Origin of the sequence: Paraburkholderia sp. GAS206C, assembly GCF_050435645.1 — a bacterium.
In the GTDB taxonomy this organism is placed as follows: domain Bacteria; phylum Pseudomonadota; class Gammaproteobacteria; order Burkholderiales; family Burkholderiaceae; genus Paraburkholderia; species Paraburkholderia phenazinium_B.
Map to the genome: position 1 here is coordinate 259,552 of NZ_JBNDKR010000004.1, position 23,032 is coordinate 282,583.

Consider the following 23,032-nt stretch of genomic DNA (forward strand, 5'->3'; position numbering starts at 1 on the left):
TCATGACGGCACACGGCCCTGCGGAATCGGTACCTCTGCGTTCCTGGCAGCGTCACGCGCCGCTTTGGGCAACGGTGGCGGCCCATTAGGCTGGAGCAGCTTTGCAACGGGCCCCGTGCGATCGACGAAGATGCGCGATGGCAACACGAAGCCCCGGAGTGCGAGCAGTTCCAGCGGCCCTTTGCCCACGTCGGTACGAATCAGGTAGCGCAGCGGATGCGTCATGTTCGAAGGTGCGGGCGCGAGCGGCCCCTGCATTGTCAGCGGCGTCCCCTCCTCCTCTACGTCGTCAGCCTTTGAGGCGGCAGGCTTCGGATCTGCGCTTTCCGGACTGGCCTGCCATGTCAGCTGATAGGTCGCGCTGTCCACCGGTTCGACCTTCACCCGCTCCAGCATGCGCACCAGTGCCCAGCGTCCGCTGAACTCGAAGCTTTTATTCGTGCCCACCGTATCCATCTGCCAGTCGAGCCGCGTGCCGGCGGCTTGCGGATCGTTCGACGGCCATGTCATCGTGCGCCACGTCTCCTGCTGGTTGTAGTAGTGCAGCGTCTGTCCGTCGAGCGTCAGCAGCGTGTCCGTCACGCCAGGCGTCGGCACGGGTTTCAGTCCGAACACGTACTGCGGCTCACCTTGCGCGAGCAGATGACCCGCGATCTGCTGCAGCGTATTGATGGCTTTCAGGAAGGCCGGATCGAACGCACGCGCCGCGCCGCCTGTGCGCGATCCGCCCGATGCCGGCACCCACTGATCGCCCTGCAGTTGAAGCGCGCCGGCCAGTTGCGTCGAGAGGAACGTATTGATCAGTCCTCCCTGGGGACGTACGAAGCGGGCAAGCTCGGGCAGCGAAGCATCGTTCGCCGTGCTGGCAAATGGATAGCGTCCTGCAAACGAGCGGTTCCAGGCAGCAACGATCGCCTGGCGCCAGGCGTCGTTCAGGCTCGCCTCGGCAGGTGTCAACACCGTCTGCGTCGCCTGTTCGATGGGCTGCACGAACAGGGCCTCGCCCATGCCCGCCCACTGCTCACCGAGACTGGCGGCGACGAGCTGCGCGTAGGCGAGCGTATCGGACAGGTCGGAGCCCTTGCCCTGAAAGAGCGACTGCGCGACCTGGCGTGCCTGGTCATCGGAATCGACACTGTCGCTGATTTGCTGGAGCTTCAGTCGCAGCGTCGTCACGCGTTCGGTAAACCGCTCCATGCTCAGATCGCTGCCGGCAGGCGCAACGTTGCCACTGCCCTGCGCAGCCAGCTTGAGCACTGGCCCAAAGGCCGCGCCGAGCGGTCCGGCCGGGTCGGCCTGAGCCGGCTGCGGGGCATCGTCCTTTTTACTGAACAGATTCTGTGCGCGGGTGACCAGCGCGTCGGAAAGCGTCGCCTGCTGCGCGCCCGCACCGCCTTGCCAGGCGAGTGCCTTCATCAGTGCGATGAGCGGCGACTGCCGCGCATCTGCGATCAGCCTGAGCTGCCCCACGGCCGCCGGCAACGTGGGCGCGGCTTCGCAGCGGATACCGTTCATGAAGTCCTGCCAGTGCCCGGCGTAATCGGCAAAGTAATGGGCGCGCAGGGTTGCGCGCAGCGCCTCCGGCGTCGGTGCATCCGCAGATGTACCCAATTGCGCGCTGCCGGCACCGAGTACCCAGTCGGCCGCCACGCCGTTATGTTTCGCGGCCTCGTCGATCGCGGCTTCGATGGAACCCTCCCAGGCCTGGCGGGTGAAGACACCAGGCACCGTGGACGCCATCGAGAACAGGCCGCGCGTATCCGTACCCGCCGTCAGCGACGCCAGTGTCTGATCGGGATACTTGTGGCCCACCGAACCGAGGATGTTCTGGTAGATCGTGTCCTCGGAGTTCCTGACGCCGATGACCGCGAGCAGCGTCTGGCGTGCATTGCCGACGAGATCCTCGCGCGGCTGGATACCCCAGTCGGGGTGCGACGGAAAATGCTGGGCCCAGAAGCCCAGCAACTGTGCTGACAGGTCGAGCTTCTCGCCTGGCCGCAGGCCCGTGTCGAGGTTCCAGTGATGCTCGAGTTGCGGCGTCATGAAGGCCGGATCGGCACGCTGTGGGTCGACCATCATGAGATAGGTCTTGAGTGCCTGCTGACCGTCCTGAGCCATCTGGCTGCCCTGATCGTCGACCTGCGCTGTGGACATCTGGCCGAGATCGACGAGTTGGCCCTCAAGATCCTGCTGGACGGGGGCGACGAGCAGCGGCCGGGCGGCACGCGCATACGGCGTCCACAGTGCATCGAGGATGGCGCGGTCGTGGTTCAGCCCGAAACGGGTGAGCAGTGGCGTATGTTCCTGCACGCGCGCCTCGTGCAGGGCGATGCGCTGCTGGAGGGCGAGCAGCGCGCGCAGATGCGCGGGGGTATCGCCCGCGCGGTTGAGGGTTTGCAGGGAGTCTTTGGTGAGCATGACCTCATGCGCGTTGTTCGTGGCCGAGAGGAGCATGCCGGCGCTCCATAGGCCGATAAAGGCAAGCGCAACCAGTGACGTCACGTTGAAGGGATGCGAAAACGTGCGGTGGCCCGGCGTGCGTTGTGACGCGTCGGCAAGATGACGCCACAGAGGCAGGCGGGCGCTGTCCGAACCGGAGGTCGACGCGGTGGGATCGGGCAGCGGCGCAAAGAAGGCGCCCGCTATTGGCAAGGGGCGGCGCTGCCAGTCGGAGAGGCCAGCGATCCAGCGCGCGAGTGGCGCGCTTCGGGTGTCGAGCCGGGCGGATAGTTCCGATGCGTAGGCGTCGCTGCTGTTACTGGCAAGTTGATGCACGCTTCGGTCGGCGAGTCTGTCGCGTAGTTCGAGCAGAGTGGCTTCGATGGCTGATGCGTTGAGCGGATGAGTCAGTTCGCAGCCGGTCACGGGTGTGTCGATCCGGTGCATGGGGTCGGTGTCTGCGACGTCAAGCACGTACACCGGTGCGGACCAGCGCAGGAGCTCCCTGATGCGCGCAAGGTTAAGACCCCAACGATTCTTCTCCTGCGAGTGGTTAAGCAATATCGTTGCGTTGTCCAGCACGAGCGCGATTGCATCGAGCGGACGGCTCCATCGGAGCCAGTAAATCTGGCGCAGCCACAATTCATCCGGACGATCATCGGCGCCCAGGCCACCCCAGAGCAGCACGGCGTCGTCCATAATCAATGCGCCCTTCGTGGCCAGTTCCGGCATCAGCGCCGTGACAGTCGCGGCATCTCCCGCAACCAGTACCCACGGTTGAACGTGGGCCCAGCGAAACCACCGCTTCTGCTTGAGGTGCAGCTTCAGGTTTTCCGCCCAGGTCGCGACCTGCTCTGCCAGATTCTTTACGGCGTTAGCTGCGAGATCAGTCTTCTGGTCCGGTTCGGCGTTCTGGTCTTTAGACGCCTGCTGGATCGTGTCCCGCTTCTGCTTGCGTCGCTGAAGAAGAAAGCCGATTCCAGCGAGGACAAGGAATGCAATAGGGACAAGCGGGGTTCGATACCGGATGAACCATGCAGCCAGATCCTTCGTATCCACGGTAAAGAAAAGTACCGATGCTGCCGCTGCAATGAGCGCGGCAGTGATCAGAATCCGGCCCAGGATATGTCTTTTTTCGCTCTTCAAACCGTTGTTTCCTTTTGAGGCAGGGGCGAGATAGTGCACAGATAAAGGGGTTCGGACGCGGGGTCACGCCAGACGACAAGCTGTGGTCCAGCACCGCGCATCGCTTCCATTGCAATCGCGAGTGCAATCCAGCCACTGGCCGGTCCGGGCAATCCCAAGGATTTGTCAAGCAGGCGTTCGACGGTCGAATCCTTCGGATCCTCTGTCACTGCCGAACGGATAGCCGTTGACTCGGCCTCTTCGCAGCGGGTGAACCACGCAAGTGCCAGACGTTCAGGAGGCACCTGGTACGCCTTGATCTGGGAAAGTCCGGTCTCCAGCGTGTCGCGTGTGCTCGCCATGGGACGGCATATGGAACCTGCCTGCGCCGCGCTCGGCGTGATCAGAAAGGCCGCGGCTCCTTCGCTGAACTCGTGCTCCTGTTCCTCGTCCGCCCACAGTTGTGCAGCGATCACAAGTCGCGTGGCTGGATCGACCGTGTCTACCTGCCGGGTAATCCACTGCACGCTGCCCTTTGCTGATTGCACTTCGACGTGACATGTCGTTCCTGGAACCAGATGCCCGAAAATGCGCATCACCTCCTTAGTCCAGGCGACGTCATGTCCAAGCGACGCGTCGTCCAGCATCAACGTGACGATGACCTCTTTATGGAGCGCGAGCGTGTCGGCAAAACGCCGCACGATGAGATGCAACAGGCGTGCGCGTCGGAACGCTGTCGCGCGGCCTTTCACCCAGTCAAAGGTTATGCTTCGATCGCTGTTGCCTGGAAGGTCGGCTTTCGCGCCGGCGAATCTGGCAATTTCATCTGTGGACGCAGGAAAGGCTGCTGCATCGAGGACGCACAAATGGCGGCGGGTCCATTCACGCCACATGCCTCGAAGGCGTTGCTGCTCTATTTCGCATTCCTCAGCATCAGTTTGCTCGTCTTCCCAGTCGTTCAACCTTATGCCAAACGCCAACGCGCAGGCAACCAGCGGCGCGCCAATCAGCGTGGCCCAGAACTGGAACGTCTGTGTGGACTTACCGTGCGGCCATATCAGCAAAACAGCGCCTGCTGCTCCCGCGGCGACCGCGGCGAGCGTCGGCAGCCACAGGCGCCAGGAGATCGGCTTCGGGTATTCGATCTTTATGAAAACTGGAATAGGCCAGGACATCAGGCAATATTGACCACGAAATCTACATGCATTTTTAATTGAATCCCTGATTGGACGGCCGAGTTCGGCTCTGGCGGTTCAAACCAATGAGCATTGCGGTGTTATTGAGAAAGAGTTGACAGTTCATTCAACCGCTTTCTCATTGAGGAAAGGAGACAATTCCTGTCTGCGTCACATTCATTGCGTTTCGCAAGCCATTTTTTTCGGGCGTGAGCGAGCGGACATCGTTGCCAGCACCACGATATTGAGATTGAGCAGGCTTGTAGGCCTGCGATACGCTTCGATCAGAAGTTGACAATTCAATTGAGCTGCATATTGCCTTCTCAGCTTCAGTATTTGACTTTGAAAAATCAAAAATGGCATCGCCAAAACAAAAAAATACCTCATGCTTCGTCCGTACTTGCGGAGATCCAGTGGCCATTTTCCAGCGACAGTAGTCCAAATCTCCACATTGGAGCCATCTCTCTGTTTTTAAACCACGCAATGACAGATAGTCCACGGGCCAACTTTAACTACCACTTGGTTTTTATCAAGTTCGCAACATCGCTCCTAATCAAGTGCAATTTTTCAATGTCTAATAGCGATGGGAATTTAAAAAAATACGCTCTATTACTAACGACAGCCTTCTCATCTTGAAACCTGAGTACTCCCATCACCTTAGGCGACAGGAATGATTGCTATCTTGATTGCACGTAACAAGACCTTATCCGAGGATATTTCCCTGTTCCCGTATAGAGCCGACAACCTGGAATCGTCCTCTGGCGTCAGGAATCTCCCTTGGCCAAGAAGCAGCAACGTCGCAGCAGAATATGCGTTTAAGGGCTCAGACAAGGCCGGGGGATTGAATCTCACAATCTGCCTCACAAATTCATTGATTTCGTCTCTCGTCAATTTTTTGTTTGGTTGCACATCGATGCTTTCAACTTTTCCAAGATGAAGTGTCGTTTGAACGATGCCAATTGATACCAGCGCGCCATGGTTCAGGATCACATAGTTATATGTGACGCTCCCCTCCATTCCGCCCGACTTTACAACAATTGACAAGAAACCCATATCACTTGCTTTTATAGAAGGAAGGTCGTCAGCAATGTACGTATACAGCAATAGACCTTTCTCTCCGTTGACCTTCAATTTTACGGTCACGGGATCCACCCGTATTCCGTCTTCATTGCTGCTTTCTGCGATAGAGTATTCCCCTCTGTATGTCTTTCCATTGAGAAATTTTCCGTGCAGCGATTCCGCTTTCGCAGCATTAGATGTAGTGAACGTCAAAACGACAAGCGGGAGCAGAAATATCCTCACGAAACCAAATTTTTTATTTCTTTGCATCAACTGCCTCGACGTTTCCTTGATACATTTCCGATTTTTTTGTAAAAATCAATGCCATAAAAGGAGTTTTTATCGGATAGTCGCAGGGTATCAATTCTGGAATTGTCACGCATTTTAGTCCGAAGTAGTTCTGCCAAATTATTCAAGACGGCAAATCACCTGTCCACATGATTTAATCCGACGCTAACTTTGACAGTATATGTGCCGTGAGCAGGTGCAAGGCCAATCAAGACGAACCCAAAATTACTTCTGCCTTTTTTTGCGCTCCCGTGGCTCTGATTCAGATATTTTCTAATTGAAAATGCATCTTTAAATTGGAATTTGATCATCTTACTTTCCTGTTTCCATCAAATCCAGAGCCATAAAATTTCGATACCTACTTATTCTAATCATAGCCATCCTTGTATGATCTGACTCGATAAACACAAGAGACCATACGCCAATGGCGCTGGCAAGGACAGCGAAAAAATCCCCGGATTTAGCACTTTGGCGACATTATCTCCAACGTCACCTGATGTACTCCGGTCCATAATTTTATAAATTTTAGCGATTACGCCGCATTCGCACTGAGAGACATGGAAGCGATGACTAACCCTGCAGAAATTTTCTATTGTCAATGCCTCACTCTGTTGAAAGCGATTTTGTCACTAAGCATGCATCTTCAATAAATTCGCGAAGCCATAAAGAATTCATATGTCTTTCCGGATACAAGGGAGTGCCATTTCCCCACAAACGCATCGCTTGAGCCATTGCCGTCAAATTCAGCTTCCTCTTGCGGACTCCCCGCCTCAAAAGAGAGCGACTCGCGTAAATTCAATTTACCAGCCAAATAATTACCGGAAAGGTTAATTCTTTCCTTTTTCCCAATATAAACATAGCTACCAGTCAAGACGCCAAGATTTTCTGAGCTATGAAGGACGCTGTCGATCCAAAGAGCTTTATCGACCCATCCGCCGTATCGTCCAAAAGCCTCTTGCCCAGACTTGCAATTCTGCAAACAAAGCAATGCCCCCGCGTCGGGTTCATCGTTCCCCGGGAAAAAGTAAATTACATTTTTTTTCGATACCAGTCCATAAACAGGGATATTGACTACTAAGCCACGTTTTTTAGCCGTCTCGACGACTGCACTTTTTGCCAGACCCAAGGAATCCGACTGATACCCCTTTCCGCATAATGCCTTTTCTGCAGCGTCAAACGGTGTGTATTGCCTATCCATAAGAGCGTCACCTCTACATTCGTAGCCGCTCCAGTAAACCGTCGGCGTCTTAATCGCAAAGCCTCTTGACAAGGAAACCGCTCGCTCAGCACGCGCAGCCCCACCTACGTAGGTAAGCAAGAGAACATCCCAGTTTTTTGAAGAAGTTGTATTGCTGTGCTCAATAATGTAGTAGCCACCCGACTTTAACACCAAATAACTGTCAAAAACAGTTTGCCTAAGTGACTGATTGAAGATCATTTCGTGAGATTTTGAGTCCCTTAGGAAACCATTTTCATCAATAGCTATGGCGCAACCAGCTTGCGCATCACAAATTGTTACGTCTGGAAGTTGATAACGTACCTCAGCGCGTGCCGTTGTCAGAGGCAAAAGTGCTAGCATAATCGAGAGGATAATGTTCCTCAATTGAGACACCTTATCAATTATGTTTTCCAGATCGTCCTATCGATCAGGATGAATCGCCTGAAGTCTCTTGCGTATCGGAGCCGCCTCCTTAAATTGATACACGACGACTTTTCCGTCTTTCGCCTGACCATCCCAGCCGGCTGGAAGACGTTTCATTGCTACGGTATCCATTTCAAATTACCTTTTCTGGAGGCCTTAGTATATTTATATATAAATGCGTTGTAAAAAACACCGCTATAATCCGCCGCGAGTGAATTTGTCGACCATTTACAAGCACCACGATGTAATAACGACCCCAGTAAAACACAGTTGCCACCTCTGGGCTGGGGCCGTTTATATTTGTCAATTACCGATTTTTCATCATCGTTACATTGCCATGTTGCCAACAGATCAAAGGAGCGGTACTTAATGGGTCAACCTGGACGGGATGAAATTGTTTAGAGAACAATACCGAGCAACCGACCCGAATCGCGTCGGCAGACACTGCGATCACCGACTCCTCTGTAGCGTAGACAGGAAGCGATGTGCATGCAATGCATATCATGAACATTAGCGTATCTCTTAATCTTTTCACTATACATTCCCCACCGTGAATCCAAATCGCCTTCCCTAGGGGGCCTCCCGTTGACGGCAAGCGTAATCATGGTTTCTGTGTGAATCCATATTCTTTTGAAATGTATTCGACGGTTTTTCTATCTTGATTATCTAATTTCAATTTTCTGTGGTTTGCCTCAATGAAAGGTCGCAACTCTTCATTCGCCTCAGCGGGCTTACCGTCCTTTCTCATTTCCGCTGCGTTCTGGTCTTCCATACGCATAAAATAAGTGAAGGTGCTTGCGTATTTCGCACTTTGCTCGGCGACTTTTTTATAGTAACCCGAGAAATCTATGCCGTCGGCACAAATACCGTCAACCTCCACGTTTCCAATGCGAATACGAGACGGATAGATAAATACGCCAGCTTGCTTCCCTGAAATAGTTTCAGTATCGACGTCGATTATCTCGTTGTGAACAGGGTTGAGCGGACCCTCATAAAAATTTGGCCCCTTCTTTAGATGCAGCGTGGCCTTTGCAAAGCAATCCGAAGGCGTAGCCGGACCCTGAGGTATGGCTCCCCCAGCTACAAGTAGCGTTTTACTTTCGCCAGAATCAATCAAAATGGCGTCGCCGTGCGCGCCGCTGTATACGCTTATTGCTGTTCCGCACATTGCATACCGGGATTGAAGAAGTAGAACACTGAGAAAAATTGCTTTAATAGTCGCTTTCATTTCGCAGTTCATCCTGAGCCTTTGGCCTTTCCGACGTGTATCGTCCAGCGACTCCCGCTTGCTGGGCAGCCGACGAATGTATGAATCTAATCAATTGGCCGTGCGAGTTGGTCTTCCCGCGTTCTTCATAAATGGCATCAATCAGGGCTCGGTCATATTCACGGGTTTCCGAGTTTGGCCTGTTCAGATTTTTTATCGCTAACGTTACAACATCTGTTGTCTGGCCATGCTGAACTGCAGTCGACCATACGACATCATTTATTGCGTGTGAGTGATAGCGAAGATCTACGCCGGTCTTGGATATCACGGTACTAATCTGCACGTCGAAATGGGTCCTCTTCATGAATTCATGCTCGACGGAAATGAATTGGCTCGTGTTGTTCTGTACAGTTTCCTTCCATTTGCTGGTAAAGGCTGGTGTGCCCGGTGTCAACGCAGCGAAATCTGCAGCCCAAGGAAAGTCTGTAGAAGTCACAAAAATCTTGACCGTTCCCCCAATGACAAATGTGCCATCGGTTTGGCGTGTCTTGCTGGTCATTTGGTACGTGCCGTACGAAACCCCACCAGGATCTCCTTGCCCACCGGATACCGTGCTCGGACCGCGCCCACCGGTTTCATATTGGGTTGACAGTTTGCCCAGATCGTAGTCCCGTCTCTTCCTGCCGCCGATGAAATTCGCAACCATAGCTACCGGATGAAAGTGATTCACCAGCGGGCTGGATGGAAAACCTTCCACCTTACCCTTCACTGAATCCCACCACTGGAGCTTTTTGATACGCTCCAACTCGCACATCCAGTTCTCGGCCGCATTCCGCATGAGCGGCGTGAGTGCTTCCCAGCGGCTCGTGCCTCCGCCCCATTCGCTCTCGTATTTCAGGATGACGTGGCCCAGATCACTTGCCAGCCATCGACGTCCGAGTGCCTGCCTCAACTTGACCGCAGTGACAACTGCACTGCCATCCTTGCCTTGTTGATCTTTTGTGCCATTAGGCGACGGCAGACGACTTACCGTCTGCTCAAGCTTCGACAGGAGAGCACTGTTGCCTACGGCCGCAGTGGACGGTGCGAATGCCTTCTGTTCTTTCGGATTCGCCGAGCCGGTGACCGAGAGATTTCGTTTGAAGGCATCGGTGAGGTTGATCCCCGTTGCGTCCACAATTTCAAAGCCCGGCCATGCCCACGGACTCTCCCAACGGGTGCCGGGTTGATTTCCGCTACCGTCAGATTGCTTCCCGCCACAAACCCAACCCGTGGCCGCTTGCCCCGAACCTGTAGGGACTTCGAGGCGCCACCAGGATACGCCCTTGTCGTCGACCGCGACGTTTCCATCGCCGAGCGAATTCAATTCCGCACGCGGGTACGTCACCAGATCGGAGTTGACCGGTGAACTGGCCTGGCTCAATTGCAACGGAAACGACTTCCAAGCCGGCAATCCATTCGGAGAATCGAGCCGGCTTAAGTTCGAGCGTGCAATCCAGACCGCCCCTTGATACTGCTGCGCTTGGCCTGACGGACCAGAAATCCACGGCTGGACCTGTACCCAAGGGCAAGTTTTCGGGCTCGCAGGGGTAAGCGTAAGTTTGGCAAGCCGCACCCCGTCGCCGAGTTTGAGGTCGGGGTCGATTGGCTTTGCCACAAGCTTCGCACCTGCCTGTATAACGAAGATGGTTCGGCCACTGTCGTTGGGAGGCAGATTTGCAACCCGCGAGCGACTTTTCTCAATGAACGCCTTGAGCGTTTCGTCGGCGAAAACCTCCAGATGCAACAACTGCCGACTCGGGACCGGTGGCAGAGGCGTTGAGGTTTCGTAATCGATGTACTCTCCAAGCTGCCCCAACAATGCTCCCGCATCCACATGGATAGGATGATCTTTGGGCGGAGTAATCACGGTGCCAACGCCCGTCGGCTCCTTCAAGGGCCGGTGATCTTGCAACTTGATCCACCCCCAATCCCCTTCCGGCGTCAGCGGTACAGTTTTCGGTGCTGAAGGAACATGGGAATTCTCGCCGGCATTTGGGCTAGCAACATCATCGTCCGGTCGAGTCCATGGATTGTTCAAGTCGTCGGAACCAAAAACCGCCCCGCCGGTGGCGGCAATCATAGCCCCCGAAGTCACCTCCTTGATGTGCCCCCACGATCCACGCGTTTCACTGATCGTGACTTCGCTGCCTTCGGGCAGAAAGCCAACCGGCTCCCCCTGAACGTACTGGCCTTTTTTCTTGCCATGCATTGGCGCGGTCAGTACGAAAGCCCCGGATGCGCCACCGCCAATCTGCGTGTCTTTTGCCTTTATGCGAAAGGCGTCCACACCAAGCCACCAGCCCGGCCGGTCAAGTTTGTCGTCCGCCAGATAAGTGCTCCAATCCGCCATGTGCATATAGAGGCTGAAGAACGTCAGCGTCTCGTCCTCCGGCTGCGGGGCGGAACTTCCAGGTGCTGGAGGCATTGTCATCTTGTGCCGGACCAGCACAAAACCTGTCGAATACAAAGCCCAGTGCCGCGTCTGCGTGAATTGCAGATGCGGGTACGTATCGTCGAGCTTGTAGGCAACGATATCTCCATTGGCGATAACCCGCACGCCCTTCGACTGGTCTACGCGCGACCCGGAAGCCGGGCCGAAGTGAACGCCGCCGTGCGGAAAGCCATTTACACCAAGCGGAAAAAAGCCATCGCTCATCGCGCCTAAGGCACCATAGAAAATCTGCGGGTCAGTGATTTCCTTGCCGTCCTTCGCTGAAAACGGATAACGCCAGGTCAGCGATGTGGCAGTCGGTGCACTCGCCGGATTGTTCTGCGGCGCTGGTGGATGGTTTTGTGGAGAGGCCATTTGCAGATCGAATGAGATTAGCCGGAAAACTTGGAGCCATGCCCGGTCAGGTCAGGGAGGTCATTTGCCGCGGGTAGCGTTGATGAAATCTGCATCGACGCCGCGCCCTTCTTCTGGACCGTGATGACCTTGAAGAACAGATCGGCGGGACCACCGAGCGTCACATTGCCGTCCTTTAGCTGAATGAACGCGCCGCCGCATTCGAGGACGAGTTCGTTCTTCGCGCTGACGCGGACTGTGCCGTTGATGCTCGATACCGATACATCCTGATCGGCTAGCAGCGACATCGCATCGCTCTGAGCCTGAATCTCGACAGGGCCTTTAGCGGCATAGATCTTGATGCCGAGCTTCTGGGCGAACATCGAAATCAGGTCACCAGCGGCGACAGTGAAGCGCTTCACCACGTTGAAATCGGCGTTCTTCCCAGCTACCGTGTTGATGCTGCCCTGCGCCGCGAACTGAACGCCCTGTCCCGTCACAAGTGCCGCCGAAGCTGGCGTGCTCATGAGCAAACCCGGCTTCTTCAAACCATCGAAGTCGTCCTTCATCTGCTGCTGGGCGTCGGTGTCGGCAGGCTCGGCTTTCGCGCCGCTGGCGGATGCCGCTAGTGCTTTTGCAGTGGCCAGTGCGCTTTCAATCTGCGCAATGGTCTCCTGCATGTCGAGCTGCTTGCCGTTCGCGTCCGGCCGATCGTACGCCGTGAGGTGCAGACCCTTGCCCGCGCGGCTTACGCCATAGCCTGACGTCCTGAGCTCATAGCCTTCACCCCTGTACTCAAGCTTCGGGTTCACCAGATAGCCGAGGTTGAGCTGTGACTTGCCTGAGTGCTCCGTGCTGAGCTTGATGCCCTCCTGACCGGCCCAGTCCTCCATCCGCAGTTTGTTGTTGCTCTGCGTACGTATCATGTTGCGCGACAACCAGCGACGATCGTTTGTCACCAGATCGCGCGCCTGGCTATGGTGATGGAAAGCCGTGATTTCCGGCTTGTCGGGATCGCCATCTCTAAATGAGATCACGGCTTCGTCATTGTCCAGCGCGACGAAGTGCATGCCCGTCTGCAGCTTGCCCGCGAACGGTTTGGCCAGGCGCAGCGGCACGCTCTCGCCGCCATTGGGCCAGTCGGAAAAGTCCACGTCGAAGCGGACGACGTAATAGCCCGCAGACGTCAGATAGCCATATTTGTATTTATCAGGACTGCAAACCCGTGCACTGAGCGTTCCGGCAATTTTCGGCCAGGTTTCCGGTTTCAGTTCCAAACGGAAGCGCCGGTCGGCAGGAATCGCCTTGTAGCTGTTGGTGTAGGGCTTTTCACGCGCACCGCTGTGAGTGACCTCGACGATCACCTGACCCTTGGGCGCGTCGGGCAGCGTAACGTCGGTTTCCAGCACGCGCCCGCACCGCAGCGCCAGCACGTTGCTCTCGCCCTCGAATACCACCTGCCGCGCGATAGCCGCCTCGTGGCGCAGTTGCGCCTCCCACTTCGCACCCTGCTGGTCGAGATGGTTTGTCCCGTAGATGTACGGCTGGCCGTAGGTCGTCGGATCCTGCGGCGCGACATTGGCGCTATCTTTAAAGCGTTCCCACGCCTGCTCGGGGTTGTAATCCGCAACGACGAACGACTGCGGCACCGTGACCGTGTGTGTCCTGAGCGACGTCACCGCCTCAACTCCATCCGCTTCGAGGCCAGCCGCTTCACGATACGGCACGATCAGCCGTGGGTCATAGAGATAGTGATCGATGTCATCGCTAAAGACCACCTGGTCGCCGTACTCCGTCTCCACTACATAGCAGTAGATGCCAGACTTCTCCATCAGCATTCGCACGTAGGCCAGATCGTCGACCTTGTACTGAAACCGGAAGAGATGTTTGAGGTACTGGTTCCTGAGGCGAAACGAGTACTGCTCCGGCCTCAGGCCGTGACGGCGCATCACCGACTCGATAATGTCGGGCGTAGACTGGTGCTGATAGGTCTGGGTAGTCGTGACCGCGGCAAGCCGTCCAAAATGGGACGTCAAGACGACACGGTACTTCGTATAGTCCTTCGTGGTCTGGATCGTTGAGAATCGCTCGATGTATCCCGAGAACTTCTTCGGAGCACTATCGTCAGGCACGATCGTGAAGACCGCATCGCGGTTCAGGTAGTCGGTACGTGCGAGCTGTTGCGGATGGGTCAGTTCAATGCAAACTTCAATCGGCTCGCCCATCTTCTCGGTTGCATCGAATGACACGACCGACAGTTGTGCCGCGCTGACGGTGCCCGGCACATCCAGAAAATAGGCCTGCCGTCCTGTAAGCGCCGTTACGCTGGACACAGACCTTCTCGCTTCGTCATACAGGCTTGCCATCTTTTTTCGACTCCTCACCTGATCAGCACTACTTGACAACTGCTATGCGTAAAAACAGATACAGCCACGCAAGCGATGCACATTCGGGAGGAGACGATACCCGCCTTCATTCCGCTGGTGAAGGGTCGGAAGCGGTAACTGATGGTGTTTGTTGTTTTTAATCAATCACTGAGATTTAGTCTGTTTCTGAGATGGCTGCCATGCTAAATATGTTCGACTAATCGATGCTTGGACAGATCAAGAACTGAACGATGAGCGCAAGCTTCCAAAGCAGTAGGCAGCGAGACATGAAGACCGCAGCATCCGATCCATTTACGCAAACGCCGGCGGGCTCGCATGCGCGTGTGGATCCGCTTCGCCTTGATCACCACCTCGCCATCATCGACCGGAAGCTGGCCCGGCAGATCGACGCCATCCTGCATCACCCGGCTTTCCAGGCATTGGAATCCGCATGGCGTGGCCTGCAGTTTCTGGTCGATCGCACGGACTTTCGCCGCAACGTGTGCATCGAGGTACTCGACGTCTCGAAGGAGACCTTGCGGGAGGACTTTGAGGACGCCCCCGACCTGATCCAGAGCGGCCTGTTCCAGCTCACGTATGCCCAGGAATACGACACGCCCGGCGCCTACCCCATCGCGGCCATTATCGCGAACTATGAGTTCGACGCCGGCACCCCGGACATTGCGCTGCTGCGGAATCTTTCGAAGGTGGCGGCTGCAGCGCACATGCCATTCATCAGCGCGGTCTCGCCGGCCTTCTTTGGCCGCTCCTCCATGGAGGAAGTGTCGGGCATACGCGATCTCGCCGGTTACTTCGAACGCGCGGCCTACCTCAAGTGGAAGGCGTTTCGGGAAACGGAGGATGCGCGCTATGTCGGACTCACGCTGCCCCGGTTTCTCGCGCGCCTGCCGTATGGGCCCGATACGAATCCCGTGCGGGGTTTCAACTACACCGAAGACGTGCGCGGCGGCGGCCGCGACGCTTTTCTGTGGGCAAACGCGGCATTTGCCTTCGCCGTGAACCTGGTCAGGAGTTTCGTGCGTAACGGCTGGTGCCTGCAGATCCGAGGCCCACAGGCGGGCGGTCTGATCCGGGACCTGTCAGTGCACCTCTATGACCTCGATACGGGGCATCTGGGCAAGATCGCAACCGACGCGCTGATTCCCGAAACGCGCGAATTCGAATTCGCGGAGCGTGGCCTCATTGCACTTTCGTACACCAGCAATCACGATCACGTGTGCTTCTATTCCGCCCATTCAACGCAGAAGCCTGCCGTTTTCGATACGCGTGATGCCGCAGCGAACAGCCGTATCAACGCGCGCCTGCCGTACATCTTCCTGCTCTCTCGAATCGCGCACTATCTGAAACTGATCCAGCGCGAGAACATCGGGACCACCAAGGATCGCAGACTGCTCGAGCTCGAGCTGAACAACTGGATCAAGGGGCTCGTGACGGTCATGACGACACCGGGCGACGACCTGCAGGCGTCCCACCCGCTGCGCGAAGCCCGGGTCGAGGTGGAAGACGTCGAAGACAACCCGGGCTTCTTCCGCATCAAGCTGTTCATCGTTCCGCACTTCCAGATCGAGGGTATGGACGTGAGCCTGGCACTCATGTCGCAGATGCCGAAGGCAAGACGTTGAATGTTGTCCCCTCTCCTTACCTGAATTCCGACCAGCACCAGCAATGAAGATAACGAAACCCCTGTGGGCGCGTGGCATTTTCATGACGCCGCAGCACTTCCAGCAGCAGGCACTGTGGGAACAGTTTGCCAATGACCAGACTGCCCGTATGGCCAGCCCCGATGCGTGGGGCGTGATTCATGTCGCGCTGGATACGCAGGCGCTCAACGTCGACCGGCTGCAGCTGGCGAGGCTGGGCGCGCGTCTGCGCGACGGCACGCTCATCGATAGCGAAACGGCTGACTGGCTACCCGCGGCGCGCAGCCTGGCCGACGTGCCGGCCGGCGTCGAGGCGGTCACGGTGCTCGCCGGCGTGGCGCTCGTCGATGCGCAGGGCGGCAACTGCGTGGAACCGGGCGAGAAGCCCCCGCGGCCAAGGCGCGTCACCCGCGAATTCCTCCATGTCGTCGACATCAACGGCGAGGGAAAGGAGGAGATCAGTGTTGAACGGCAGATCGTGGCGTTGCTGTTCGATTTCGAGAAGACGGACGACTATGTCACATGCCCGCTCGCGCGGCTCGTGCGCACGCCGCAGGGCCGCTTCGAACCCGATGAGACGTTTGTGCCTCCATGTCTGTTCCTGTCGGCCAGCACGCGGCTCACGCAACGCATGCGGCGCCTGTCCGAGATCCTGACAGCCAAGAGCGCGAGCCTCGCGGTACGCCGCAAGGAGCGCTCAGACCAGATCGCAGACTACGCAGTGTCCGACGTCGCGCTTTTCTGGCTGCTGCATTCGGTGAACAGCACATGGCCAGAACTGGCGCGCCTCGCTCAGGCGCCCGACCAACATCCCGAGCGCCTGTATGCGGTGCTCGCGCGACTCGCCGGATCGCTCCTCACCTTCTCGACCACGGAAACATTGCAGGCCATTCCCGCTTATGACCATGCCGCACCGGAACCCGTGTTTGCGGAACTCGAATCCCTGATCCGCGCGCTGCTGGATGCGGTGATTCCATCGCGGGTCGTGCCCATTGCGCTCGAACGCCTTCGCACTTCAACGTGGCTTGGCCACATCAACGACGAGCGGCTCACCGAAGGCGCCGACTATTACCTGTCGGTACGCGCCGCCATGCCCGCCCATGCCCTTCTCGAGCGGCTACCGGAGCTCTGCAAGATGGGGGCCCCCGACGAGGTCGAGCACATTGTCAACTCCGCGCTGCCAGGCATCGCGTTGCGTCCCGTGTCGCGCCTGCCGGCCGCGATCCCGGTGCGCATCGAAAATCAGTATTTCGCGGTGGACAGCACGGACCCGGCCTTTGGGCGAATGATTGCCGCGCGGGTCTGCCAGATCTATCTGCCGGCCTCGATTCCCGAGGCCGAGCTTGAGGTCTATGCGGTGCTGCCGTCATGAAGATCGCCACAACACCTCCGCTCGACCTGTTGCCCGTTGCCCTGCGCGACACGGCACGCACCATCGTGAAGCTGCGCAGCGGTAACCTGCCGTCGCTGGAAATCCTGCGCAAAGACTGTGACGCGCAGCTCGCCAGTCTGAGCGACGAACTGCAGCGGCGTGGTCAGCCGCGTGACGTGATCGATGATGCGCTCTACGCTCAATGCGCCCTTCTCGATGAAGCGGCCCTCAATGGACTCGGTGCAGACGCGCGCGATGCATGGGAACGCGAACCGCTGCAAGTGCGCGCGTTCGGGCGCAACGATGCGGGTGAGGAACTGCTGCGGCGGATCAGCCAGCGTCTTCGCGAGCCAAGGCCAGTATTGCCGCTGCTAGCCATCTTCGCCGCCGTGCTCGGCCTCGGATTCAAGGGTCGATTTGCCGCAGCCGGAGGCGACGCACACATGAGGCTGATCCGTGAGATCGACGAGCGTCTCACGCGGGCCGCGGGTGGTGCCGCGCGGGATCTGGCCGGCCCCATGGTGGTGAATCCGTCCCGGACGCGCCGCCGCGCCCTTTCGCCATTGGCCTGGGTCCTCATTGCGTGCGTCGCAGCGGGGCTCGCGTGGTTCGCCATCGACCGGTGGCTGCTGGCGTCGATCGCCGGCATGGCACGTTGAGGGACTCATGCGTATAGGACCTGGGCTCTTCGAGCGCATCACGGGGCACTTCGCCGACGGCTCTGTCGTGAGCGATTTCACGCCGGAGGATCAAACGTTCCTTTCCGTGCGGGATAACATCGAACGCATCCTGAATAGCCGGCGCCGCTCCCTTGCGCATCTGCCGGATTACGGTCTCGATGATCTGTCGGAAATATACCGCCACCTGCCCTCATCAACGCACAAGCTCAGAAACGCCATCGAGGCGACGCTGCTGAAATACGAGCCGCGCCTGAAGGCGGTTGAAATCGAAGTGCACGCCCCGGAACCCGGCATGGTGGTCAGCTTCACGATGGTGTGCCACCTGCACCAGGAGGGACTGGTGCGCTTTGACACGGTGTTCACACCGGACGGAAAAACCCGACTCAGGATGCTGCAGGCGGCGCTTGACCGGTATTGACGCAGTACTGACGAATTCAACACGAACAGGAGAATGAGATGGGAACGATGCTGGCAGTCAAGGGCAACGGAACGACGACCGGGGGCGAAGTACTGGACGGTGACGAGGACTTCTCCGACGAAAATGGAGCGCTCGCGAAAAACATGGGGCTCGCATCCTGTGGGCGCTGCGGGCACAACGGCCCCATGCTGGGCACAGCCACCGGCTGGGGACTGACGGGTGAGACCGCAGTACGCGACAACGATATCGTGGCGTGTCAGTGCCCGCGTGGCGAAAACCGCGTCATCGCACGGTCGAACTACTACGACGAATAATACATACGGCCGGTCGCATGCGCCCGTGCTGCTGTCTCATCCGATGTGGACAGCCCGATCTCATTGCGTCAACGACAGCATGCGTGCCGGATCCAGCACGGTCATCTCACCCTGCAACTCGGCAAGCCTGCGCGCCAGCGCCGGTTTGTCCACATCCTTGCGGCCGCTAGTAGCCTTTAGCGCCCGGACGAGCTGCTGCTTGACATCGAACACCAACGGCGGATCCCAGCGCACAAGCGGCAGCGATTTCCCCGCCGCATCCAGCTCGAGCAGCAACGCCATGGCCGTATCCGCACGCTCTGCATTCTGCGCAAGGCGTGCCATGACGAACCGCTGCAAAAAACGATGCCGCTCCGTTTTCATGCCGGGCAGGCCCTCAAGCCAGACAAACGCCGCTTCGATGCCGTCGCGCGCGGCCAGATCCCTCGCCTGCGCCTCGATCTCCGGCCAGTCACCCGCGGCCCCTTCCTCGCTGTCGGCCGACACCGGCAGGGGCGCGAGCGTCTCGCCCGCTTCGAGATTACGCACGACTGCGTGTCGGGCGATCCACTCGAGCGTCGTATCGTCCGCGAATGGCGTTCCATCGTTGAATGACAGGCGCTCGATTCCGGGTAGTCGCTCGAGGAAAAGCGCGAAATCAGCTCGCAGCAGTTCCCGCCATAGGCTGTGCGGCGCGCCGACGTGATCGAGCGCGACGTGCTGGAAATACTGAAGGTCGAACCAAAGGTGATTGACGCCCTCCATGAAGGCACCCTCGACGCGCTCAAGCAATTCGTTCCACTGCTTCTGCAGGACGAGCCGCTTCATTTGTGCGCGCAATTCCTGGCGCGGCGCGGCAAGCCGCGTATGCGAGGCAGCATCCGCCGGCGGCACTTCATGCAAGGTATCCCAGCGAATGCAGCGCGCGAGACGTACCGACGGCAGGTAGCCCTGTTCCTGGTCACGCAGCCACGTGGCCATCGCCCGCGCCTGCTCGAGCAGATCGCGCGTCGAGGCAATGCTGCCTGTCGACATGCCGCCCGCCATGGGAGACGAAGGTGCCTGCGAAGTGTCAGTGGCGATGCCCGCAGGCTCTCCCCTGCGTTCGAACCGGGAGACAAGTGGTTGCAAGTTCGGGCGCGCGGCTTCTGCCCACGCTGCCGTGTGCGTGACAAGCACATCGAGCGCCGCAAGCGAGCGCTCGAGCCCGGGCGAGGCCAGTTCGCCGCAGCGCTCCAGCAGTTCGATCATGCGCGTGGTGGCCAGCATCTCCAGTGCGCCTTTCTTCGCTTCCGCGCGCGCCGGCAACAACGAGTCCCCGAACCTCTCGATGAGCGCGGCGACTAGTTCCAGCCCGTCTGCGAATCCAGCCGCCCCATCCTGCCTAAGGCGCGCCCCGGCGTAATAGCCGGCTACCCTGAGATCCTTGCCGGTCTCCTTCAGCAGTTGCTCGCACGAGCTCACGATCAGTGCGTCATCGATACCGGAAAGCTTGTTCGCCTCGTCCTTGAGCGCAAAAAACGCGTCTTCGTAACCGGGATCGCGCCCAACGCCGTTTCCGCCGGACAGCGGTTGCAGCCAGGCGCTCCAGTTATCGAGCCGCGAGCGTGTGATCTGTTCAGCGTCACGCGATGGAAACAGTGCCTTAAGCAGGCCGGACAGCATTGGCGGATCCCCGTATGCAGAGCAAAAAAATGACGCCGGGGCGGTACATTGCCGCGGCGTGGTTCACATGGACAGCGGCCCGGTCAGCTCTTGGCCTTCGGCATCTGCGACACAAGCGACAGCCCGATGTCCATCCCCTCCACCTGGAAGTGAGGGATGACGAAGAGCTTGATGCGGAAGAAGCCCGGGTTGTCCTCGATATCCTCGACGGTCACCTTCGCCTCACGCAGCGGGTGGGACGCCTGCAGGTCGTCACCTGGATCCTTCATCTCCGTCACAAGACCCTTGACCCAGTTGTTTAGCTCGAGTTCGAGCACACGGCGGTCCTTGGTCGTGCCGATGTTTTCGCGCTGGATCACCTTCAGGTAATGCGCAATACGCGAGAGCAGGAAAATGTACGGCAGGCGCGCATTGATGCGGCTGTTTGCCGTCGCTTCCTTGGTCTCGTACAGCGCCGGCTTCTGTGCCGAGTTGGCCGAGAAGAAGCACGCAAAGTCGTGGTTCTTGTAGAACGACAGCGGAATGAAGCCAAGATTGGCAAACTCGAACTCGCGCGTTTCGGGAATCAGGACCTCGCTCGGAATCTTCGGCTGCACGCCGGTACCGAGGTCGTACAGGTGAACCGGCAGATCCTCCACCTTACCGCCTGCCTGCGGACCGCGAATCTGTACGCACCAGCCATTGTTCACAAAGCTGCGCGTCATATTGGCCGCAAACGCGAACGATGCATTGACCCACAGGTAACGGTCGTGGTCCGGGCCCTTGACGGCCTCTTCGTAGTTGAATGCGCGGACCGGCACGGTGTCCTTCCCGTACGGCAGGCGGCCGAGCACGCGCGGCATCGTCAGACCGACATAGCGCGCATCGTCCGTATCGCGGAAGCTCTTCCACTTGATGTACTCAGCGCGATCGAAATAGTTGCCGATGTCCTGGATGGCCGCCACTTCTTCCATCGACTTCTTGCCGAAAAACGCCGGGCCAACGGAGCCGATAAATGGCATGTGCGCTGCCGCCGCGACCTTCGAGACGTTGCGCAGCAGCGCGATGTCCATTGGCGAATTCACGAATTCGAAATCACTAATCAACGCGCTGACCGGCTGACCGCCCGGTGTATCGTATTCCTCAATGTACGTGAGGCGATACAGGCCGCTCTGGATGAGTTCGGGCGTGTCCTCGAAATCGCGCTGCAGCGCTTCCTTCGACACGTCAAGTACTTCGATGCGGGCATTCCTGCGAAAGTCCGTGCGGCTCACCAGCATCTTAAGGCCACGCCAGCGACCTTCGAGCGCCTGAAACTCCGGCGTGTGCATGACCGCGTCAAGCTGCCGGCTGATCTGGCGGTCAAGCTGGCCGATGTGAAAGTCGAGCAGCGATTTGTCGAGCCGGTCAACCGGCTGGCTCGATTTCGCGACGAGATCGAGAAATGCACCCATGCCGCGCGCGATCCGCTCGTCGGCCGACGCCTCGGAGAGCATGTCGTTGTCGCGGAATGCCTCAAGCGGGCGCGCCGCAGCGACGGGTTTGAGATTGATCTTGCTGCACAGCGATTCGTACACGCTGCCGGGGGCATCAAGCACAACGGTCTCAGTTGCGCCTTGCTGGGATTCGTTCTGGTTCATTGTTTGTCCTGTCTGCGTCTGTAGCGTCACCTGGTTACGAAAAGAAGTGAAGGCCTGCTTCGGCCTGCGCCCCTCAGGCATGGCCTTCCGGTTGCGTGGCGGCCGTGGCAATCTGGCCCAGTTCGCCACGCAGCTTGTCGGACAGACGCCGGTCCTTCAGAATCTTCTCGAACTCGCGTCGGAACGTGACGTTATCGAGGAGGTTCGATTTCAGGTCACGCAGCAGGTTGCGCATCGCGAGAAGCGCCTGGAGCTCGGGAATCTGGTGGGCGACCTGCTCCGGCTCAAAATCCTTCATCGAGCGGAACGAGAGGTTAACCGGCAGCTCCGAGCCGTCCGCAGCCAGGGTATTGTCGGCCGCAAACTTCAGGTCCGGCGCGTAATCGGCCAGTACCGAATCGAAGTTATTCTTGTCGATGTTGACCTTCTTGCGTTCAGCCAGCGGCGCCTGCTCCCGGCCCGCACTGAAGTCGCCTGCGACCAACAGCTTGAGCGGTAGCTCGACCTTCTTCTGGGCGCCGCCCGTATGCAGGTCGAGGGTGATTGAAACACGGCTTTTCGGAATCTCTCGCTGGAAGCTATCCATCAGTAATCCTTATAAATAGGTTTTCAATCTTCGCAGGTGTCGACCGTCGCGAAGAGAGAGTCCTGCACACGCACCGCGAATGCTTGTCCGGACAGCTCTCTATGCAAGGCTTTCAATCATGCGACCCTTTTGTGGAACGGTATTAAACAGGTTTATGGCCATTACGTCAAAGCCTGTCCTTACATAGAAAAACAACGAATCATCAAAATTTGTAAATTTCACTGGAAAATCATTTCTCAAAAAATAACGTGCTGCCTTTAGATACCCCGCGAACACTCTGTGACCACGCATCCCCTCCAGATGAGCACACAACGTAAGGTTATTTGAGTCAAGGCGCTGTGGCGCGCAGCATTGATATAAATCAATATACGTTCTTGTAAGTATTCTCAATGACTATCCCTAAATTAAGAATTTAGGCGCATTTAAATTCATAGAAATTTACTCAACCATTCGTCTGATAATTCTCTATGCCAAAGTCAAAATTGACATATAAAATCTCACCGCCTAACAGAAAGCGGAGACCCTACATTGCAGACAGATAGCCCATCCTGGCCAGAAGACGTCTCCCTCTCGCGGCACGTGTACTTGTGGACTTCGTCGCGAGCAATTT

Annotated in this window: 16 protein-coding genes; 5 read left to right on the top strand and 11 right to left on the bottom strand. The window is 57.6% G+C overall.

From position 1 onward, the window contains the following. The 8 genes from P3T20_RS13325 to P3T20_RS13360 all read right to left on the bottom strand — a co-directional run bounded on the left by P3T20_RS13325 (position 1) and on the right by P3T20_RS13360 (position 14,128). Positions 1-3,585 carry an ImcF-related family protein gene (locus P3T20_RS13325; protein WP_429287067.1) on the bottom strand — a complete coding sequence of 1,195 codons (3,585 nt, stop codon included), beginning with the start codon at positions 3,583-3,585 and terminating at the stop codon, positions 1-3. Next, positions 3,582-4,739 carry a hypothetical protein gene (locus P3T20_RS13330; RefSeq protein WP_429287068.1) on the bottom strand — a complete coding sequence of 386 codons (1,158 nt, stop codon included), beginning with the start codon at positions 4,737-4,739 and terminating at the stop codon, positions 3,582-3,584. The genes P3T20_RS13325 and P3T20_RS13330 overlap by 4 nt, the downstream gene beginning before the upstream one ends. 139 nt (positions 4,740-4,878) lie before the next feature. Further along, positions 4,879-5,238: a hypothetical protein gene (locus P3T20_RS13335; protein WP_429287069.1), complete on the bottom strand. Its 360-nt coding sequence runs from the start codon at positions 5,236-5,238 to the stop codon at positions 4,879-4,881. A 158-nt stretch (positions 5,239-5,396) separates the two neighbouring features. Further along, positions 5,397-6,068: a hypothetical protein gene (locus tag P3T20_RS13340; protein ID WP_429287070.1), complete on the bottom strand. Its 672-nt coding sequence runs from the start codon at positions 6,066-6,068 to the stop codon at positions 5,397-5,399. Between the two features lie 661 nt (positions 6,069-6,729). Next, on the bottom strand, positions 6,730-7,689 hold the full coding sequence (locus tag P3T20_RS13345; RefSeq protein WP_429287071.1) for a hypothetical protein: 960 nt from the start codon (positions 7,687-7,689) through the stop codon (positions 6,730-6,732). 640 nt (positions 7,690-8,329) lie between these two features. Next, on the bottom strand, positions 8,330-8,956 hold the full coding sequence (locus P3T20_RS13350; RefSeq protein WP_429287072.1) for a hypothetical protein: 627 nt from the start codon (positions 8,954-8,956) through the stop codon (positions 8,330-8,332). Next, positions 8,940-11,783: a lytic transglycosylase domain-containing protein gene (locus P3T20_RS13355; protein ID WP_429287073.1), complete on the bottom strand. Its 2,844-nt coding sequence runs from the start codon at positions 11,781-11,783 to the stop codon at positions 8,940-8,942. The genes P3T20_RS13350 and P3T20_RS13355 overlap by 17 nt, the downstream gene beginning before the upstream one ends. Positions 11,784-11,800: 17 nt before the next feature. Then, positions 11,801-14,128: a type VI secretion system Vgr family protein gene (locus tag P3T20_RS13360; RefSeq protein ID WP_429287074.1), complete on the bottom strand. Its 2,328-nt coding sequence runs from the start codon at positions 14,126-14,128 to the stop codon at positions 11,801-11,803. Between the two features lie 287 nt (positions 14,129-14,415). On the opposite strand from P3T20_RS13360, the gene tssC (P3T20_RS13365) reads away from it, so the two are divergent. The 5 genes from tssC (P3T20_RS13365) to P3T20_RS13385 are packed head-to-tail and all read left to right on the top strand — an operon-like array spanning position 14,416 to position 18,573. Further along, complete coding sequence (gene tssC / locus P3T20_RS13365) at positions 14,416-15,771, top strand: type VI secretion system contractile sheath large subunit (protein ID WP_074264371.1); 1,356 nt, start codon at positions 14,416-14,418, stop codon at positions 15,769-15,771. Between the two features lie 43 nt (positions 15,772-15,814). After that, positions 15,815-17,161: a type VI secretion system baseplate subunit TssK gene (tssK, locus tag P3T20_RS13370; protein ID WP_074264370.1), complete on the top strand. Its 1,347-nt coding sequence runs from the start codon at positions 15,815-15,817 to the stop codon at positions 17,159-17,161. Next, a complete protein-coding gene (locus P3T20_RS13375) occupies positions 17,158-17,820 on the top strand; it encodes a DotU family type IV/VI secretion system protein (protein ID WP_074264369.1) in 663 nt (220 codons plus the stop codon). Before tssK ends, P3T20_RS13375 begins: the two co-directional genes overlap by 4 nt. A gap of 7 nt (positions 17,821-17,827) precedes the next feature. Next, positions 17,828-18,259, top strand: coding sequence for a type VI secretion system baseplate subunit TssE (gene tssE / locus P3T20_RS13380; protein WP_074264368.1), 432 nt, complete (start codon positions 17,828-17,830; stop codon positions 18,257-18,259). A gap of 38 nt (positions 18,260-18,297) precedes the next feature. Beyond that, on the top strand, positions 18,298-18,573 hold the full coding sequence (locus P3T20_RS13385; RefSeq protein ID WP_074264367.1) for a PAAR domain-containing protein: 276 nt from the start codon (positions 18,298-18,300) through the stop codon (positions 18,571-18,573). A 60-nt stretch (positions 18,574-18,633) separates the two neighbouring features. Here P3T20_RS13385 and tssA read toward each other — a convergent pair whose 3' ends face one another. From tssA to tssB, 3 genes are all read right to left on the bottom strand, one after another. Then, positions 18,634-20,217, bottom strand: a complete 1,584-nt coding sequence (tssA, locus tag P3T20_RS13390; RefSeq protein ID WP_074264366.1) for a type VI secretion system protein TssA — start codon at positions 20,215-20,217, stop codon at positions 18,634-18,636. Between the two features lie 83 nt (positions 20,218-20,300). Continuing rightward, positions 20,301-21,836 (bottom strand): type VI secretion system contractile sheath large subunit, encoded by a 1,536-nt coding sequence (tssC, locus tag P3T20_RS13395; RefSeq protein ID WP_074264365.1) that lies wholly within the window; start codon positions 21,834-21,836, stop codon positions 20,301-20,303. Between the two features lie 73 nt (positions 21,837-21,909). Beyond that, complete coding sequence (gene tssB, locus P3T20_RS13400; protein ID WP_074264364.1) at positions 21,910-22,422, bottom strand: type VI secretion system contractile sheath small subunit; 513 nt, start codon at positions 22,420-22,422, stop codon at positions 21,910-21,912. Between the last annotated feature and the right edge of the window lie 610 nt (positions 22,423-23,032).

Bases quoted from the DNA above. Each gene is read 5' to 3' on its own strand.
- P3T20_RS13330 (WP_429287068.1), bottom strand. From the start codon at position 4,739: ATGTCCTGGCCTATTCCAGTTTTCATAAAGATCGAATACCCGAAGCCG.
- P3T20_RS13340 (WP_429287070.1), bottom strand. From the start codon at position 6,068: ATGCAAAGAAATAAAAAATTTGGTTTCGTGAGGATATTTCTGCTCCCG.
- P3T20_RS13350 (WP_429287072.1), bottom strand. From the start codon at position 8,956: ATGAAAGCGACTATTAAAGCAATTTTTCTCAGTGTTCTACTTCTTCAA.
- P3T20_RS13355 (WP_429287073.1), bottom strand. From the start codon at position 11,783: ATGGCCTCTCCACAAAACCATCCACCAGCGCCGCAGAACAATCCGGCG.
- P3T20_RS13360 (WP_429287074.1), bottom strand. From the start codon at position 14,128: ATGGCAAGCCTGTATGACGAAGCGAGAAGGTCTGTGTCCAGCGTAACG.
- tssC (WP_074264371.1), top strand. From the start codon at position 14,416: ATGAAGACCGCAGCATCCGATCCATTTACGCAAACGCCGGCGGGCTCG.
- tssK (WP_074264370.1), top strand. From the start codon at position 15,815: ATGAAGATAACGAAACCCCTGTGGGCGCGTGGCATTTTCATGACGCCG.
- P3T20_RS13375 (WP_074264369.1), top strand. From the start codon at position 17,158: ATGAAGATCGCCACAACACCTCCGCTCGACCTGTTGCCCGTTGCCCTG.
- tssE (WP_074264368.1), top strand. From the start codon at position 17,828: ATGCGTATAGGACCTGGGCTCTTCGAGCGCATCACGGGGCACTTCGCC.
- P3T20_RS13385 (WP_074264367.1), top strand. From the start codon at position 18,298: ATGGGAACGATGCTGGCAGTCAAGGGCAACGGAACGACGACCGGGGGC.
- tssA (WP_074264366.1), bottom strand. From the start codon at position 20,217: ATGCTGTCCGGCCTGCTTAAGGCACTGTTTCCATCGCGTGACGCTGAA.
- tssC (WP_074264365.1), bottom strand. From the start codon at position 21,836: ATGAACCAGAACGAATCCCAGCAAGGCGCAACTGAGACCGTTGTGCTT.
- tssB (WP_074264364.1), bottom strand. From the start codon at position 22,422: ATGGATAGCTTCCAGCGAGAGATTCCGAAAAGCCGTGTTTCAATCACC.